This is a genomic window from Streptomyces sp. NPDC020362 (assembly GCF_040642095.1).
Taxonomy (GTDB): domain Bacteria; phylum Actinomycetota; class Actinomycetes; order Streptomycetales; family Streptomycetaceae; genus Streptomyces.
The window spans coordinates 1-17,062 of sequence record NZ_JBFAET010000192.1 but is presented as its reverse complement, the minus strand read 5'-3'; the positions used below and the strand labels follow the sequence as shown (position 1 = coordinate 17,062).

Sequence of the window (17,062 nt, the reverse complement as noted above, 5' to 3'; positions counted from 1 at the left end):
GGGACGAGGTGAGCATGGCATTGGCGTTGGGGTGGCCGGGCCGACCGGAGAGTTATGGTCGGCAGGTGACGAGTCTTCCCGGCGGAAGTGATCAGGGCGGCTCCACCCGGGAGCCACGCCCCTTCGTATGCGCCCGCTGCGGCGCCCAGGCCGGCGACTTCCAGCCGGCCACCTGGACCTGCTCCGTGGAGAACAGCATCCGCCAGTACTTCTGCGACGTCTGCTCCAGGGAGAACCTGCGGGCCATCGAGGGACGGTTGGACTCGGCCTGGTGGTGAGAACTCTCTTCTAGGGGCCCCTCCCCCCCGCCCCCTCCCCGCCCCTCGAAAGCCTCATGCCTCGATGGCCTCAAGGCAGCCCAGGACGCCACGGCGGCCCAGCCCCCGGGGCAACCCCGGTCCCCACGACCACTCCGGACTGCACAGCAGCCCTCAGGATCAGGCCTCCGCTGCCGGTTCCTCCTCGGTCAGTTCGTCTTCGAGTACGAACCCGGGAAGCCACTCCTCCAGTTCCTCCCGCAGCCGTACCGTGGCCCCCAGCTGGCACAGCACGCCGATCGTGCTCAGCGTCACGCGGTGTATCAGCAGATAGGCCGGCGGCAGATTGAGCCGCTTGCCCAGCTGGTAGGCGGGGGAGCGGGGGTCGGCGATGCGGGCGGCCTGGCTGCGCATCCATGAGCGGGTGAAGGTGAACGCCTCGACCCGGGCCGGTTCGATGATCGGCAACAGGTAGTCGAGGACCGCGTCGGGGTCGAGCTCTATGGATTCCTTGACGAATCCTTCCGTGCACAGAAGCTCGTAGACCGTCTCGGCCTCGCCGTCCAGGGTCATCCGGAGCGAGATGCCGATCGGTGTCGGCAGGCCGCCGGGGAGCCGGTCGACCGTGCCGAAGTCCAGGACGCCCAGGCGCCAGTCCTCCTCGCCGTCCGGGCCGCCTGGCAGCAGACGGAAGTTGCCCGGATGCGGGTCGGCGTGCAGCAGGCCGGTGCGAGCCGGACCTGAGAAGAGGAAGCGGGCCAGCAGCTGACCGGCCCGGTCGCGCTGCTCCTGGGTGCCGTCCGTGATGATCTCCGACAGCGGGATGCCGTCGATCCACTCCGTGACCAGCACCTGGTCGCACTGGTGCACCACGGCGGGGACCACCACGTCCGGGTCGTCCGCGAACTCCTGCGCGTGTGCGTCCTGGGCCTGCGCCTCCAGCGCGTAGTCCAGTTCCTCCGAGACGCGGTCACGCATCTCGGCGATCAGCGGCTTGATGTCCATGCCGGGGATGAGCGGCCCCAACAGCCGGGCGAATCGGCTCAGTTGGCTCAGGTCGGACAGCAGGGCCTCGCCCGCGCCCGGGTACTGCACCTTGACCGCCACCTCGCGGCCGTCGTGCCACACCGCCCGGTGGACCTGCCCGATGGAGGCCGCGGCCGCCGGCTTGTCCTCGAACTCCAGGAACAGGTCCCGCCAGCCCGCCCCCAGCCGCTCCTCGAGCACCGAGTGCACCGTGCGGGTCGGCATCGGCGGTGCCGCTTCCTGGAGTTTGGTCAGGGCCGCGCGGTAGGGACCGGCGACCTCCTCCGGCAGGGCGGACTCGAAGACGGACAGGGCCTGCCCGAACTTCATGGCCCCGCCCTTCAGCTCCCCGAGGACCTTGAACAGCTGCTCCGCCGTGCGCTGTTGCAGCTCCCGGCCGACGATCTCCGCGGACTCGCCGACGATCCGCTTGCCCAGCCCCCAGGTCGCCCGTCCGGCGAAGCCGAGCGGGAGCGCGGCGAGCTTGGCGGTACGGGTGACCGCCTTCCGGGGAAGATCAGACATGCGCCCTCCAAGTCCCAGTCGGCCGCGCCGCGCCTGACTTGCGTCGCCGCTTCGTCGACGGCCGTTGCACCGCCATTGTCTCGCGCGGCTCCGCGCCGGTTGAGGAGTGCTCCCCCTTACCTTTCTCCACCGCCCCGCACTCGCATGCCGGGTGTGGCCACACGGGCCGGGAGCGCCAGTTCAGACCGGGCAGGGAGGCCTCCCAGCGGGCGCCGGCGCTGGACGGCAGCTCTCCGTCCAGGAAGGCCAGCGCATGTGCTGCGGTCAGTCCGGCGACCGCCGTGGCGAGGGCCAGGTCGCAGGCCCCGACCTGGCGGGCCTTTCCGGAACGCCACTGGGCGGCCAGCCGGGGCCAGGCCGGGTCCCGGTCGGTGCGCTCTTCGTCCAGACAGCCGGCGCAGCCGGTCTCGCCGGGCAGGACGAGGGGGCCCACGACGCCGGTTGCCTCCACGACCCCTGCATAGAGGTGGGGTGTCCCGGAGGCGATGAGCGGCTCGGCGGCGGACGGACTCGGTGCGTGCACGGCGACGTCGTCCCGCGGGGTGAGGATCACCAGGGAGAGCCCGGGTTCCTGCGTGTCGCCCGGGGAGGGGCCGGTGCGGCGCGGTGGGCGTTCCGGTGCGGCGCGGCGGACGGCGGCCCGCGCCGCGTCGGCCCTGCGTTCGCGGACCGACTCCGCGGGCAGCCCGCCCGGGGCCACGTCCCACGGTTCCACACGCCCCACGTCGCGTACGTCGATCTCGCCGACCCCCGCGCCGGACAGGACCGACGCCAGCGTGACCCCGACGCGTCCCGCGCCCCGCACCTGCACGCGCAGGGAGCGGCGGGCCGCGAGCCGGCCGAGCGCGCCGCCGGGCTCGGGGCTGGTCAGGGAGAGAGAGGCGAGATCGGGGCGCAGCCGCTCCAGGACGTCCTTCTTCTCGCGCAGCGCGTCCGCGGCCGGTCCGCCGCCGCGCGTGTCGTCGACCAGTCCCGCGCGGGCCAGACGGTCCACCAGTGCGTCGACATGGCCGTCCGGCAGGTCCATGTGCCGGCCCTCCTCGCGCAGCAGCGGCAGGCCGCGGGTGCCGTTGAGCAGGTCCAGGAAGCTGCCGGTCGCCGTGTCCATGGGCCCCAGTGTCATGGCGTGCGCCGGGGTCATTCCGAACTGCACGGTGTTGAGGTCGCGCCAGCTGCGTCGCAGCGCGGGCTTCACCATCGGATGCATGACAGACCCCCGTATCCGTCGAATTGCGCTGGAACGGCGCGTGAGTGGTCAAACGCCGTCGTTGCCGGTGGAGTCGGTCGTGCTCCGCCGATGTCTGCCAGCATGACGCTTCGGGAGGGCGGGTGGTGGAGGTTGTCCACAGGCTGGGGGTGTTCGTCGTACTAATGGGCCATGACTTTCGGGCATATCGGTCGTACAAATCAAACGCATGGTGGGCATCGGCAGAGAACCGTCCCGGAGCCGGGACTTCGGCCCTGCCCAGCGGGTAACGTCGGGGCGTGCCCGCCGACCCACTGCACCGCGCCGGAAAGTCACAGCGCAGCACGACGAGCCAGCCGCCCAGCGGCTCGAAGGCGAGCGCGATCGAGGTCCGCAGGAGTGCCCGGCGCCGCCGGACGGTCTCCGCGTACCGTGAGGGCGATCGCACTGTCGTGCTCATCCCTGCCCGGATGTCCGAGGCGGAGGAGCAGCGCTGGGTGACCGTGATGCTGGACAAGCTCGCCGCCCAGGAGAGCAAACGGGTGCTGGGCGACACCGAGCTGACGGAGCGGGCCGAGCGGCTGTCGGACCAGTACTTCGGCGGCCGGGCGCGCCCCGCTTCTGTGCGCTGGGTCACCAATCAGAACACCCGCTGGGGTTCGTGCACTCCGGCCGAGGGCAGCATCCGCCTCTCGCACCGGCTGCAGGGGATGCCCGAGTACGTCATCGACTACGTCCTCTGTCATGAGCTGGCGCATCTGCTGGTGCCCGGTCACGGGCCCGATTTCTGGCGGCTGCTGGAGTCCTACCCGCGCACGGAGCGGGCCCGCGGCTTCCTCGAAGGGGTGGTGGCCGCCGACAAGCTCCCGCATGTGCCGGGTGCGCGGGGTGGGTGAACGGCCGCCCGTGTGAGGCGCGGGGCGCGGTTGTGTACCGGGTCTGTACCGACTACGTCCGATGTCGGGGTTTGCCGTTAGCCTGGCGCGACGCACTCACATTCGGGATGGGGGACGGTCGTAACGCATGGCCAGGGAATTCCAACGCGGCCACAAGGCCAGGATCAGTGATCTCACGGCGGGCACGGATCTGTACGTAGGCGTGCAGATCTCCGCCCCTGGACTGACCTTCGACATCAGCTGCTTCGGTCTGGACGCAGACGAGCGCCTTTCGGACGACCGGTACTTCGTCTTCTTCAACCAGCCGAAGTCCCCCGAGGAGTCCATCCAGTTGCTCGGCGCCCAGGCGGGCGACACGGAGTCGTTCCGGATCACGCTGGACCGGATCCCCTCCCAGATCCGCAAGCTCTCCTTCACGGCGACCGTCGACGGCGCCGGGCAGATGTCGCAGGTCAGCCCGGGATATCTGCGCATCGTGGCCGGTGGTGAGGAGGTCGCCCGGTATTCGTTCAACGGCTCGGAGTTCTCCACCGAGCGGGCCGTGATGCTCGGTGACTTCTACTTCAAGGACGTGTGGCGGTTCGCCGCGGTCGGGCAGGGCTTCGACGGCGGCCTGGAGGCGCTGCTGAAGAACTTCGGCGGGCAGGTGCTGGAGGAGGAGGCGCCCGCCGCCCCGCAGCAGCCGCAGACCGGCGCCGCTCCGGGCTTCGCCCCGCCCGTGTTCGGCGCCCCGGCGGCCCCCGCCCCGGCACCAGCCCCCGCCCCGGCACCAGCCCCCGCACCAGCCCCGGTTCCTGCTCCGGCACCCGCTGTCCAGCCGGCCGCCCAGGGCTTCGCACCGCCGCCCGGAGCCACACCGCCCGGAGGCACACCGCCGGGGATGACCCCGCCGGGAATGACCCCGCCTCCGGCGCCGAACGTGCACGCGGCCCCGACGGTGATCGCCCCCCTGGCCCCGCCCGCCGGCGGCACGGTCCATCCGCCGGCCCCCGCGCCCGCGCCCTACGGCCAGCCGCCGCAGCAGCCGTCGTACGGCGGCCAGCCCGGCGCGCCGATGCCTCCGGGCTACGGCCAGCAGCCCTCCTACGGCGGCCAGCCGGGTGCACCGATGCCTCCGGGCTACGGCCAGGTCCCCGGCCAGCAGCCCGCTCCCTACGGGATGCCGCAGGGAGCGCCCCAGGGCGGTGCCGGTGTGTCGGCGGCGCTGCAGATGTTCAAGGAGACGCCCACCGGGCAGCGCTGGACGCAGCAGAACAAGAAGCTCATCCGGGTCGACCTCGGCATCGGCGGGCAGCCCGTCCTGGCCCGGCAGGGCAGCATGGTGCTCTACCAGGGCAAGGTCGACTTCAGCTACAAGGGCGCCGGCTTCGCCGGGCGGATCGTGGGCAGCGCTACCGGCCAGGAGATGCAGCTGATGCGCTGCACCGGCAACGGCCAGGTGTTCCTCGCCGAGAACTCCACCCACCTGCACCCCGTCGAACTGCAGGGCGACGCGATCTGTGTGTCCGCGGAGAACGTGCTCGCCTTCGACGAGAGCCTCCAGCACGAGGTCCGCCGCATCGAGGGGCACGGCATCCCGGGCGGCGCGCTGTTCACCATGCAGTTCCAGGGCACCGGAACGATCATCGTCAAGACGCACGGCACGCCCGTCGTGCTGCCCGTGACGCCCACGACCTTCGCCGACTGCAACGCGGTGGTCGCCTGGTCGGCAGCCTCCCAGGTGATCGTCTCCAGCCAGGTCCGGATGCGCCGCAACGCCTACCCGGGCGACACCGGCGAGAGCGTCAACCTGCAGTTCCGGGGTGCGCCCGGCAACTTCATCGTCGTCCAGCCGTACGAGGTCTGAGGGAGCCCGTCATGAACCAGCCGCTCGCGGGCTACGCTCCCGCACCCGTCACCGCCCGCATGGAGAACCACGGCAACCAGATGCTGAAGGTCGCCATGCAGACCGGAAACGACCTCCTCGCGCGCGTGGGGTCGATGGTCGCCTACGAAGGCTTCATCCAGTACGAGCCCAACCCGCCGGCCGTCCGCCAGATCGCCCGGGACTGGATCACCGGCGAGGGCGCCCCGCTGATGAAGTGCACCGGCGACGGACTGCTCTACCTGGCCGACTACGGCGCCAACGTCGTCGTGATCAACCTCAACGGCGACGGCATCTCCGTCAACGCCACCAACCTGCTCGCGTTCGACGCCCACCTCAGCTGGGGCGTCGAGCGGGTCAAGGGGCTCGCCAAGTTCGCCGGTCAGGGCCTGTGGAACACGAAGATCTCCGGGCAGGGCTGGGTCGCGCTGACCTCCCGGGGCAAGCCGATCGTCGTCGACTGCGGAGGCGGCGAGGACGAGACCTACGTCGACCCGGACGCGCTCGTCGCCTGGTCCCCGAACCTGAAGGTGAAGGGCAAGCGCAGCTTCAAGGCGCAGTCGCTGATCGGCCGGGGCAGCGGCGAGGCCTACCAGATGGCCTTCTCCGGCCAGGGCATCGTCGTCGTCCAGCCCAGCGAGGACAGCACCGACCGCCTCCGGATCCGGGGCTGAGGGGGACCACAGACACCATGCAGAGCCCGCTTTTCGCCTTCAACGACTCGCAGACCCAGGAGCGCTACAGCCTGCAGAACAAGCAGATGCTGCGCGTCGTCCTGGAGGGCCACGACGACATCCTCGCCCGCAAGGGCACCATGGTCGCCTACCAGGGCCTCGTCGAGTTCGACGCCGAGTACCAGAGCAACAACCAGGCACGCGCGCGTGCCTACACCGGCGAGGGTCTCAACCTGATGCGCTGCCACGGGCAGGGCACGGTCTACCTCGCCAACCTCGCGCAGCACGTGCACGTCATGGATGTCGAGCAGGACGGGCTGACGGTCGACAGCAGCTACGTCCTCGCCATGGACTCCTCGCTGCACCACGAGGTCATCGCCGTCGACAGTCTCTACGGCATCTCCGGGTCCGGGAAGTACCAGCTCAACATCACCGGACGCGGCAAGGTGGCCCTGATGACCTCGGGCGCGCCGCTGCTGATGCAGGTCACGCCCGACAAGTACGTCAACTGCGACGCCGACGCGATCGTCGCCTGGTCCACCGGGCTGCGGGTGCAGATGCAGGCCCAGACGCACTCCTCGGGGGTGTGGCGGCGGCGCGGCAACACCGGTGAGGGCTGGGAACTGAGCTTCATGGGCTCCGGTTTCGCGCTCGTCCAGCCGAGTGAACTGCTGCCGCCGCAGAACGCGGTGATCGGCCAGGGCCTCGCCGCACAGTTCGGCATGGGGCAGCACGGGGCACACGCCCAGAACCAGGGCAACGTCTGGAGCTGAGGGCCGGGTCCGCGTCCGGAAAGCAAACGTAAGGGGCGGCTGCCTGGGCAGCCGCCCCTTACCTGTGCCGTCCGCTGCCCGTTCAGAGCCTGGCGCGTGTGGCGTGCAGCAGGCGTACGACCGAGTCGTCGGCCACGTCCGCCACCTCGTCGTAGGCGAACCAGCGCAGGTCCAGCGACTCGTCGCTGATCTCCTGCAGCGCGCCGGGCGGGGCCAGCACCGCGTACTGGACGTCGTAATGGCAGTGGCACGGCGGCGGGATCGGATGCCGGTCCAGGCGCACCGGGCCGCCGGGCAGCAGGGTCAGACCGCCGATCCCGGACTCCTCGGTCGCCTCCCGCAGGGCTGCCGCCTCCAGGGAGACGTCCTGCGGCTCGCAGTGGCCGCCCATCTGCAGCCACATCCGCAGCTTCCGGTGCAGGGTGAGCAGCACACGGCCGCGCTCGGGATCGATCACCAGGGCGCTCGCCGTCACATGGCCGGCGTGACAGGCCTTCCACATGCCGTCCGGGTGGGCCGCCAAGTGGTCCAGATAGGCCTGACGCAGCTCGGGCTGGTCGTCGTACCCCTTCAGGACGAGGACCGCGTCGTCGTACAGGCTCACTCGGAGTCGTCGCCCCCGGTCTCGCGCTCGTCCTTCTTCTTCAGGTCCGGCTTGCCCTCGGAGCCGCCCGCCGCTTCGCCGAGCATCTTGTCCAGCTCGGAGAAGTCGAGCTGCTCGCGGTGCACGAAGCCGTCCGGGTCGTCCAGGTCGGTGGCCGTCGGCAGCATGTCCGGGTGGGCCCACAGGGCGTCCCGGCCGTCGACCCCGCGCGCGTCCGTGAGCGAGGCCCACAGGCGGGAGGCGTCGCGCAGCCGGCGCGGGCGCAGCTCCAGGCCGATCAGCGTGGCGAAGGTCTGCTCCGCCGGGCCGCCGGTGGCGCGGCGGCGGCGCAGGGTCTCGCGCAGGGCGTCGGCGGACGACAGACGCGGCTTCGCGGCCGCGTGGACCACCGCGTCCACCCAGCCCTCGACGAGCGCCAGAGCGGTCTCCAGACGGGCCAGGGCCGACTTCTGCTCGGGCGTGTCCTCCGGCTGGAACATGCCCTGCTGAAGGGCGTCCTGCAGCTGCTCCGGGTTCTGCGGGTCGAACTGGCCGACCACGTCCTCCAGCTTGGCCGTGTCGACCTTGATCCCGCGCGCGTACCCGTCGACCGCGCCGAACAGGTGCGAGCGCAGCCACGGCACGTGCGCGAACAGACGCTGGTGGGCGGCCTCGCGCAACGCCAGGTAGATCCTGACCTCGTCCTTCGGTACGCCGAGGTCCTTGCCGAACGCCTCCACGTTGGCCGGGAGCAGCGCGGCCTTGCCGATCGGTCCCAGCGGCAGGCCGATGTCGGTCGAGCCGACGACCTCGCCCGCCAGCACGCCGACGGCCTGCCCGATCTGCGTGCCGAACATGGCGCCGCCCATCGACCGCATCATGCCGATCAGCGGGCCCGCCATGGCCTGCATCTCCTCCGGCAGGACGTCGCCCATGGCCGCGCCGACCCGCTCGGCGACCGGGTCGACCAGCTCCTGCCACGCGGGCAGGGTCGCCTCGACCCACTCCGCGCGGGACCAGGCCACCGCCGAGCCGGCACCCGACGGCAGGGACGTCACGTCGTCCAGCCACAGGTCGGCCAGGCGGACCGCCTCCTCGACCGCGGTGCGCTCGGCGCTGCCGACACTCGCGTCCTTGACGCCGTCCGGGGTGCCCTGGGCGACCGTCTGGCGGGCGATCTGCTTGGCCATGTCCCAGTTCACCGGGCCGCCCTCGTAGGAGAGCATCTGGCCCAGCTGCTGGAAGGCGGCGCCCAGGTCGGTGGGGTTCAGGGAGCCGAACATCGCTGCGAGCGGATTGTCGGCACCCGGGCCGCCCAAGCCCCCGGCTCCGGGCAGCCCGAAACCGAACGGGTTGGCCGGTCCCTGCCCACCACCGCTCTGCTGGTCCTTCTCCTTGCCCTCGTCGCCGTCTTCCGGCTCCTCCGGCGGAAGGCCGAATCCGAATGGGGTGTCACTCACGGGATTCCTCGGCTGGTAAGGCCACCGGTTTCTCTCCGGCGGCGCGGCTGCCCGACAACACCACCCAGCGTAGACACCCGAACCCGATCGGGCCTCGGTGCTTCGCCCACGCAAGGGCTGCGGCAGGATGGATGCACCTGGTACGTACGCGTCACTCGCGCCCGTACTGAAGACAACCGCTGGAGACGCCCGGTGAGTTCCCCAGATCCGCAGGTTCGCGCAGCGCGAAACCTTTCAACCCCTCCCGCCCTGCGCGGGCCCGTCGTCGCGGTCACCGGTGCCGCCACCGGGGTCGGTGCGCTGCTCACCGAGAGGCTCGCCGCCTCGGAGGAGATCAAGCAGGTCGTCGCCATCGACGAGCGGCGCGGAGAGTGCGCGGGTGCGCAGTGGCACATCCTCGACGTGCGAGATCCGGCGATCGCGGACAAGCTGCGGGGCGCGGACGTGGTGGTGCATCTCGCCCTCGACCTGGACCTCGGCAGCGACACCACCGCCCGTACCGCGTACAACGTCCGGGGGACGCAGACCGTGCTGACCGCCGCGGCGGCGGCCGGGGTGCACCGCGTGGTGCTGTGCACATCCGCGATGGTCTACGGGGCGCTGCCGGACAATGAGCTGCCGCTGTCGGAGGACGCCGAGCTGCGGGCCACGGCGGAGGCCACCGGCGTCGGGGACCTGCTGGAGATCGAACGGCTGGCGCGGCGCGCCCCGCGGGCACACCCCGGGCTGAACGTCACCGTGGTGCGCCCGGCCGTGCTGGTCGGCGGCACGGACACCGCGCTGACCAGGTATTTCGAGTCGCCGCGGCTGCTGGTGGTCGCGGGGTCGCGTCCGGCCTGGCAGTTCTGTCACGTCGAGGACCTGTGCAGTGCGCTGGAGTACGCCGTCCTGGAGAAGGTCGACGGCGAGCTGGCCGTGGGCTGCGACGGGTGGCTGGAGCAGGAGGAGGTCGAGGAGCTGAGCGGGATCCGGCGGATGGAGCTGCCGTCCGCGGTCGCGCTGGGCGCTGCCGCCCGTCTGCACCGGATCGGGCTCACTCCGTCGCCCGCGGGAGATCTGGCGTACACGATGTACCCCTGGGTGGTCAGCGGGAGCCGGTTGCACGATGCCGGGTGGCGGCCGGGCTGGACCAATGAGGAGGTGCTGGCCGAGCTGCTGGAGGAGGTTTCCGGGCGGCATACGGTGGCCGGGCGCCGGCTGGGGCGCAAGGACGCGACGGCGGCGGGGGCTGCGGGGGCGACGGTGGCGCTGCTGGGTGCTGCCGCGGTCGTGCGGCGGGCCCGGAAGGCTCGTCGGCGGCTGTGAGTGGTCGGCTTCGCCTCGTGGGCACCCCGCGAAGAGGCTCCGCCCCTTGAACCCTGCCAGGGGGCTCCGCCCCCTGGACCCCCGGCCTATGCCCACCCACCACCCGACTCGGTGGGCTGAAAAGCCACCGCGTCGCCCGGCTCGGTGGGCCGGGAGGGCGCCCCAGGGTCCTGGCTTGGTGGGCCGGGAGGCTGCCCCAGAGTCCTGGTTCGGTGGGCCGGGAGGCTGCCCCAGAGTCCTGGCTCGGTGGGCCGGGAGGCTGCCCCATGTCCCGCTCGATGGTCCGGGAGGCTGCCCCACGGTTCTGGCTCGGTGGGCCGGAAAGCCACCCCATGTCCCGCTCGGTGGGCCGGGAAGCCGCCCCCCGGCCCCGGCTCGGTCGGGCGGGAAGCCGCGCCAGGGCTTGGCTCGGGCGTGGGCCGGGAAGAGCCGCCCCCCGTCCTGGCTCGGTCGGGTGGGAAGCCGCGCCCGTGCTCGGCTCGGTCGGGCGGCGCGGTCTCGCGTTCTTCGGCTCGGGCGGCTGGAAGTGCCGGGACGCGGCTGTAGGAGACTCCAAACGCCCACGCGCGCGTGCCTGGTGAAAGTCGTATTCCGGGATGTCGGAGGCGTGCGGCACCATGGGGGCATGGCATCCACGAACGATCACCCCGGTGAGCACGCGGCGCAGGATCCGATCAAGCTGATCGGTGTGCGGGAGACCGCGCTGTCCGTGGACGAGGTGTTCCAGGCCGTCGGGGACGACGCGGCCGGCGGCATCGCGCTGTTCGTGGGGACCGTACGGAACCACGACTCGGGTGCCGACGTCGATGCGCTCGGCTACTCCTGCCATCCCAGCGCCGAGGCCGAGATGCGGCGGATCGCCGAGAAGGTCGTCGCCGAGTACCCGGTGCGGGCACTGGCCGCCGTCCACCGTGTGGGGGACCTCAAGGTCGGGGACCTCGCCGTCGTCGTCGGCGTGTCCTGCCCCCACCGCGGCGAGGCCTTCGAGGCGTGCCGCAAGCTCATCGACGACCTCAAGCACGAAGTGCCCATCTGGAAGCACCAGAGGTTCTCCGACGGGACCGAGGAGTGGGTCGGCGCCGGCACCTGCTGACCTCGGCCGTACCGCCCTCGCCCGCCGACGTCGCCCGCACCGCCCTTCACCTTCTGCCCATCACCCCCTCCGGTTGCGTAACCGACCCCCTCGCGTGAGCGTTGTCGGTGCGGATGGTTAATCTGCTGATCACTCGGTTGCGGACGCTCATGGGGTTGGGAGGTCGGCATGGCGGCGCTCGCCTGGTTGCTGATACCGCTGGTGGCTGCGGTCGGTGCCGGACTGTGGGGCAGCTGGGCCAATCGGACGCGCAGGACACGCAGCGACGGACCCGAACTGGACGGGTACGCGCGGTTCCGCGAGGCCATGGAGAAGTCCCCTCCGGGTCCGCGCGGCGCCTGAGGAAAGTGGGCCCTCACGGTGCGCTGACAGAGGCGTCCCGTACTGTCGTGGCATGCCACGCCGCACCGCGACGATGCTCGCCTCCACCCTGATGCTGATCGCGCTCCTGTGCGCGGGACTGCTCATCCCCGTGCCGTACTCGGAGATGTCTCCGGGGCCGACCGTGAACACGCTCGGGGACCACCAGGGCGAGCCGGTGCTGCAGATCTCGGGGCACAAGACCTACCCGACGGACGGGCATCTGAACATGACGACCGTCCGGGTCACCAGCGCCGACTTCCGGATGAACCTGGTCGAGGCCGTCTACGGCTGGCTGGCGCACGACAGCAAGATCGTGCCCCACGACACCCTGTACCCGGACGGCAAGACGGAAGAACAGTCCACGCAGGAGAACGCCGAGGAGTTCAGCCAGTCCCAGGAGAGCGCCAAGGTCGCCGCCCTGAAGGAACTGGGCGTCCCGGTGAAGTCCTGGGTGATCGTCTCCACCGTGGTCAAGGACTCCCCGGCGCAGGGCAGGCTGCACGCCGGCGATGTGATCAAGGCCGTGGACGGTGCGGCGGTCAAGCAGCCGTCCGACGTGGCCAAGCTCGTCACCAAGCACAAGCCGGGGCAGAACGTCGTCTTCACCGTCATCCCCGTCAAGGATCAGGCCGCCGCCGAGAAGGAGCACAGGACGGCGACCAGGACGCAGGACGTCACCATCACGACCAGGACCTCCGACGACAGCGGCGCCAAGCGGGCCGTCGTCGGGATCTCCGCCGGGACCGACCACACCTTCCCGTTCAGCATCGACATCAAGCTCGCCGACGTCGGCGGACCCAGCGCCGGTCTGATGTTCGCGCTCGGCATCTACGACAAGCTGACCCCCGGCAACCTCACCGGCGGCAAGTTCGTCGCCGGCACCGGCACCATCGACGACAACGGTACGGTCGGGCCGATCGGCGGGGTCGAGATGAAGACCGTCGGCGCGCGCAGCAGGGGTGCCCAGTACTTCCTGACGCCCGCCGACAACTGCGCGGCCGCCGCCAAGGACACCCCGAGCGGGCTCACGCTGGTCAAGGTCAAGACCATCGGCGACGCCCTCGGCGCGCTCAAGGACATCCGCAGCGGCGACACCGCCGCACTGCCGAAGTGCACCACCAAGGGCTGACCGGGAGGCACCGGGCCGAGGGCTGACCGGAAGGCACCGGGCCGAGGGACGACCGGCAGGCACCGGGCCGAGGGACGACCGGCAGGCACCGGGCCGAGGGACGACCGGCAGGCCCCGGCACACGGCTGGGGGCGCCCCCGACAGCAGGGGCGCCCCCATCGCCGTACCGCCGAAGGTCAGTCCGCGAACGTCGCGGCCAGGGCCTCCACCAGACCCGGCACCAGGTCAGGGCCCGTCAGGACCTCCGTCGAGGTGTCCTTCTCGCGCAGGCGCAGTGCCGACTCGCGGCTGCCGTCACGCAGAACCGCGACCGTCATACGGACCTCCTGACGCTCGGGGTGGTCCGCCACCCACTTGGCCAGCTTGGCCTCGCTCAGGCCCTGCGGGACCTGCGCCTCGGCCGACGGCGGCAGCATCAGGCGCTCCACCGTGAGTGCGCAGCCGACCACTGCATCCGGCCAGGCGATGGTGCCGAGGAACTCGTCGAGCGGCTTGTCCGCCGGGACCTCGTCCTGCTCGATCGGGGTGAGACCGGTGGTCTCGGGCTCGTCCTCCAGGCCGAGCTGGGCGGCGAGCGAGGGTTCCTGAGCCCGCAGCCGTGCGGTGTCTACGAGGGCGAAGAGGCGAGCGGGCTGGTCCCAGCCGAGGCCGGAGGAGTACTCGTCGATCTCGAGTACGGCCCGGGTGAGCGGGCTCGCTGCCATGGGAGTGTTGGACATGGTCACAATCCTGCCTCGTTCCCGGCCCGAACCGGGAACCGAGTAATCCGTCAGTAAGTTGCATATGTGTGGGCCCGCGATCACGGGGGGCCACGGCGGGCCCGCGAACACGGGGGCCTGACGGATCGACAGCGAACTTCGAGGTGCGCACCTTGGCTTTCCAGATGCCGGACCGCGGCGGAGGCCCGACGGGGCCGCGGATCAGAGCGGGCCGCCCGTCCCGGCGCGCCCGTGCCCTGCTCATGACCCTGGGCGTCCTTGCCGTCCTCGGCATGGCGTTCACCATGTTCGCGGGCTTCTGGACGGACTGGCTGTGGTACCGGTCGGTGCACTACTCGTCCGTGTTCACCACCACCCTGTGGACCAAGATCGGGCTGTTCTTCGTCTTCGGCCTGCTGATGGCGCTCGCCGTGGGATTCAACATCTGGCTCGCGCATCGCCTGCGGCCTCCGCTGAGCGCCATGTCCATGGAGCAGCAGAGCCTGGACCGCTACCGGATGGGCATCGCGCCGTACAAGACGTGGCTGCTGCTCGCCGTCACGTCTCTCGTCGGCCTGATCGCGGGCGCCTCGGCGGCCGGCCAGTGGCGCACCTGGCTGATGTGGGTCAACGGCGTGCCCTTCCACCAGAAGGACCCGCAGTTCCACCTCGACGTCTCCTTCTACGCCTTCGACCTGCCCTGGTACCGGTTCCTGCTGGGCTTCGGGTTCGCCACCACGATCCTGTGCCTGATCGCCGCCGCGCTCACCCACTACCTGTACGGCGGGCTGCGCGTCACCAGCCCCGGCGCGCGCGCCACCGCCGCGGCGACCGGGCACCTGTCCGTGCTCCTCGGCATCTTCGTGGCGCTGAAGGCGGTCGCCTACTGGCTCGACCGGTACGGCCTCGCCGTCAAGTCCAGCGACTTCAAGGCGACCGGCAACTGGACCGGCCTGCGCTACGTCGACGCCAACGCCTATCTGCCGGCCAAGACGATCCTGTTCTGCATCGCGGTCATCTGCGCGCTCCTGTTCTTCGCGACCCTGTGGCGGCGCACATGGCAGCTGCCCGTCATCGGCTTCGGCCTGATGGTCCTGTCCGCGATCCTGATCGGCGGCCTGTACCCGGCCATCGTGCAGAAGTTCCAGGTGCAGCCCAACGAGCAGGCCAAGGAAGCCCCGTACGTCCAGAAGAACCTCAAGGCGACCCGTGAGGCGTACGGCATCGACGACACCAAGGTCACCGAGTACGCGGGCAAGTCCGCCACCACGGACAAGACCAAGCTGCGCGACCAGGTCGACGACACGGCCAGCCTGCGCATCATGGACCCGAACATCGTCTCGCCCACGTTCCAGCAGCTCCAGCAGATCCGGAACTACTACGGCTTCCCGACCAACCTCGACGTCGACCGGTATCCCAAGGACGGCAAGGACCAGGACACCGTCCTCGGTCTGCGCGAGCTGAACCTGGACGGCATCCCGAAGAACAACTGGATCAACGACCACTTCCGCTACACGCACGGCTACGGCGTGGTCGCCGCCAAGGGCACCGAGGCCGACGACGAGGGCCGCCCGGTCTTCACCGAGAAGAACCTGCCGTCCAAGGGCGACCTGCCCACCTACCAGCAGCGGATCTACTACGGCGAGAAGACCAGCACGTACTCGATCGTCGGCGGTCCCCAGAAGGAGATCGACTACTCCGACGACCAGGGCGAGAAGACCACCAGCTACACGGGCAAGAGCGGGGTCAACCTCGACAACCCGATCAACCGGGCCGCGTACGCGGTGGCGTTCAACGAGCCGCAGATCCTCTATTCCGGCGCGATCGGCAAGGGCTCGCGGATCCTGTACAACCGCACCCCCAAGGAGCGTGTCGAGGCGGTCGCCCCCTGGCTGACCATCGACGGGGACGCCTACCCGGCCGTGGTGGACGGCCACATCCAGTGGATCGTCGACGCGTACACCACGACGAACGGCTATCCGTACGCCTCCCGTACGACCCTCGGCGACACGACGGCCGACTCGCTGACCGCGACCAACACCTCGCGCACCGTGGTGGCCCAGCAGAACCAGGTCAACTACATCCGCAACTCGGTGAAGGCGACCGTCGACGCGTACACCGGCGAGGTCAAGCTCTACCAGTGGGACACCAAGGACCCCGTGCTGAAGACCTGGATGAAGGCCTTCCCCGGCACGGTCAAGCCCCGCAGCGACATCTCGCCGTCCCTGCTGGCCCATCTGCGTTATCCGCAGGACCTGTTCAAGGTCCAGCGTGAGCTGCTCACCCGCTACCACGTCACGGACGCGCAGACCTTCCTCAGCGGCAGCGAGGTGTGGCAGGTCCCGGACGACCCGACCAACGACTCGGGCAGCGCGGTGCCGCCGTACTACCTGAGCATGAAGATGCCCGACCAGAATGCCCAGGCGTTCTCGCTGACGACGACGCTCACGCCGAACGGGCGGGACAACCTGAGCGCGTTCATGGCGGTCGACTCCGATCCGCGCACGAGCGACTACGGCAAGATCAGAATCCTGAAACTGCCGACGAGCACCACCGTCGACGGACCCAAACAGGTCCAGAGCCAGTTCAACTCCCAGGCCGACATCGCCGAGGCCATCAGCCTGCTGAGCAGAGGCCACTCCAAGGTCGAGTACGGCAATCTGCTGACCGTGCCGCTGGACGGGGGCCTGCTGTACGCGGAACCGGTCTACGTCCGCGGCGGTGAACTCAAGTACCCCTTGCTGCGCAAGGTGTTGGTCACCTACGAGGGCAAGACCGCCTTCGAGAACACCCTGGACGAGGCGCTCAACAAGGTGTTCGGGGTGACGGGTTCGACCACGCCGCCACAGACCGGCAACAACCCGCCCGACTCCAGCAACCCGACGGTCAGGCAGGCACTGGAGGACGCCCAGAAGGCCTTCGACGCCGGGCAGAAGGCCCTGCAGAAGCCGAAGCCCGACTGGAGCGCGTACGCCAAGGCCCAGGACGACCTGGAAGCCGCGCTGAAGCGGGCCGAGGAGGCGCAGGCCAAGGCCGACAGGAGCAGCGAGGGAAAGAAGAGTTGATCTAGGCCGCTCCGCGCCGTGATACGGTTGTCAGGCAACGGCGCGGGGTGGAGCAGCTCGGTAGCTCGCTGGGCTCATAACCCAGAGGTCGCAGGTTCAAATCCTGTCCCCGCTACTGCAGTCGATGGGGCGCGTAGGAAAAGGGGTGAGGGGCGGAGGGTTTTT

Annotated in this window: 15 protein-coding genes and 1 tRNA gene; 11 read left to right on the top strand and 5 right to left on the bottom strand. The window is 70.4% G+C overall.

Annotated features, from left to right (window positions below):
• The first annotated feature begins 65 nt into the window (after nucleotides 1–65).
• Nucleotides 66–278 (top strand): hypothetical protein, encoded by a 213-nt coding sequence (locus AB0H32_RS39210; RefSeq protein WP_361131404.1) that lies wholly within the window; start codon nucleotides 66–68, stop codon nucleotides 276–278.
• 159 nt (nucleotides 279–437) lie between these two features.
• Here AB0H32_RS39210 and AB0H32_RS39205 read toward each other — a convergent pair whose 3' ends face one another.
• Together AB0H32_RS39205 and AB0H32_RS39200 are read right to left on the bottom strand one after the other, a co-directional pair.
• Nucleotides 438–1,808 (bottom strand): AarF/ABC1/UbiB kinase family protein, encoded by a 1,371-nt coding sequence (locus tag AB0H32_RS39205; RefSeq protein WP_361131401.1) that lies wholly within the window; start codon nucleotides 1,806–1,808, stop codon nucleotides 438–440.
• Nucleotides 1,801–3,015, bottom strand: a complete 1,215-nt coding sequence (locus AB0H32_RS39200) for a TOMM precursor leader peptide-binding protein (protein WP_361131398.1) — start codon at nucleotides 3,013–3,015, stop codon at nucleotides 1,801–1,803. The genes AB0H32_RS39205 and AB0H32_RS39200 overlap by 8 nt, the downstream gene beginning before the upstream one ends.
• 278 nt (nucleotides 3,016–3,293) lie before the next feature.
• Between AB0H32_RS39200 and AB0H32_RS39195 the strand changes: the two genes are divergently transcribed.
• The 4 genes from AB0H32_RS39195 (at nucleotide 3,294) to AB0H32_RS39180 (ending at nucleotide 7,201) form a co-directional block, all read left to right on the top strand.
• Nucleotides 3,294–3,890, top strand: a complete 597-nt coding sequence (locus AB0H32_RS39195) for a M48 family metallopeptidase (RefSeq protein ID WP_361131396.1) — start codon at nucleotides 3,294–3,296, stop codon at nucleotides 3,888–3,890.
• 127 nt (nucleotides 3,891–4,017) lie between these two features.
• Complete coding sequence (locus AB0H32_RS39190) at nucleotides 4,018–5,736, top strand: TerD family protein (protein ID WP_361131393.1); 1,719 nt, start codon at nucleotides 4,018–4,020, stop codon at nucleotides 5,734–5,736.
• An 11-nt stretch (nucleotides 5,737–5,747) separates the two neighbouring features.
• Nucleotides 5,748–6,428: an AIM24 family protein gene (locus AB0H32_RS39185; protein ID WP_361131390.1), complete on the top strand. Its 681-nt coding sequence runs from the start codon at nucleotides 5,748–5,750 to the stop codon at nucleotides 6,426–6,428.
• A 17-nt stretch (nucleotides 6,429–6,445) separates the two neighbouring features.
• Entirely contained in the window at nucleotides 6,446–7,201 is a 756-nt protein-coding gene (locus AB0H32_RS39180) for an AIM24 family protein (protein ID WP_361131387.1), read from the top strand.
• Between the two features lie 82 nt (nucleotides 7,202–7,283).
• Here the strand turns inward: AB0H32_RS39180 and AB0H32_RS39175 are convergent, their stop codons facing one another.
• Together AB0H32_RS39175 and AB0H32_RS39170 are read right to left on the bottom strand one after the other, a co-directional pair.
• Complete coding sequence (locus AB0H32_RS39175; protein ID WP_361131385.1) at nucleotides 7,284–7,805, bottom strand: NUDIX hydrolase; 522 nt, start codon at nucleotides 7,803–7,805, stop codon at nucleotides 7,284–7,286.
• Nucleotides 7,802–9,244, bottom strand: a complete 1,443-nt coding sequence (locus AB0H32_RS39170) for a zinc-dependent metalloprotease (RefSeq protein ID WP_361131382.1) — start codon at nucleotides 9,242–9,244, stop codon at nucleotides 7,802–7,804. Before AB0H32_RS39170 ends, AB0H32_RS39175 begins: the two co-directional genes overlap by 4 nt.
• Nucleotides 9,245–9,436: 192 nt before the next feature.
• Here AB0H32_RS39170 and AB0H32_RS39165 point away from each other — a divergent pair, with 192 nt between their 5' ends.
• The 4 genes from AB0H32_RS39165 to AB0H32_RS39150 all read left to right on the top strand — a co-directional run bounded on the left by AB0H32_RS39165 (nucleotide 9,437) and on the right by AB0H32_RS39150 (nucleotide 13,134).
• Complete coding sequence (locus AB0H32_RS39165) at nucleotides 9,437–10,549, top strand: SDR family oxidoreductase (RefSeq protein ID WP_361131379.1); 1,113 nt, start codon at nucleotides 9,437–9,439, stop codon at nucleotides 10,547–10,549.
• 625 nt (nucleotides 10,550–11,174) lie between these two features.
• Nucleotides 11,175–11,642 carry a molybdenum cofactor biosynthesis protein MoaE gene (locus tag AB0H32_RS39160; protein WP_361131376.1) on the top strand — a complete coding sequence of 156 codons (468 nt, stop codon included), beginning with the start codon at nucleotides 11,175–11,177 and terminating at the stop codon, nucleotides 11,640–11,642.
• A 168-nt stretch (nucleotides 11,643–11,810) separates the two neighbouring features.
• Nucleotides 11,811–11,984, top strand: coding sequence for a hypothetical protein (locus AB0H32_RS39155; RefSeq protein ID WP_361131373.1), 174 nt, complete (start codon nucleotides 11,811–11,813; stop codon nucleotides 11,982–11,984).
• A gap of 52 nt (nucleotides 11,985–12,036) precedes the next feature.
• Nucleotides 12,037–13,134 carry a PDZ domain-containing protein gene (locus tag AB0H32_RS39150; RefSeq protein WP_361131370.1) on the top strand — a complete coding sequence of 366 codons (1,098 nt, stop codon included), beginning with the start codon at nucleotides 12,037–12,039 and terminating at the stop codon, nucleotides 13,132–13,134.
• Between the two features lie 176 nt (nucleotides 13,135–13,310).
• Here AB0H32_RS39150 and AB0H32_RS39145 read toward each other — a convergent pair whose 3' ends face one another.
• Nucleotides 13,311–13,853 (bottom strand): PPA1309 family protein, encoded by a 543-nt coding sequence (locus AB0H32_RS39145; protein ID WP_361131367.1) that lies wholly within the window; start codon nucleotides 13,851–13,853, stop codon nucleotides 13,311–13,313.
• A 164-nt stretch (nucleotides 13,854–14,017) separates the two neighbouring features.
• Between AB0H32_RS39145 and AB0H32_RS39140 the strand changes: the two genes are divergently transcribed.
• Both AB0H32_RS39140 and AB0H32_RS39135 read left to right on the top strand, forming a co-directional pair.
• Entirely contained in the window at nucleotides 14,018–16,897 is a 2,880-nt protein-coding gene (locus AB0H32_RS39140) for a UPF0182 family protein (protein ID WP_361131407.1), read from the top strand.
• Between the two features lie 41 nt (nucleotides 16,898–16,938).
• A tRNA-Met gene (locus tag AB0H32_RS39135) sits at nucleotides 16,939–17,012 on the top strand.
• Nucleotides 17,013–17,062: the final 50 nt, after the last annotated feature.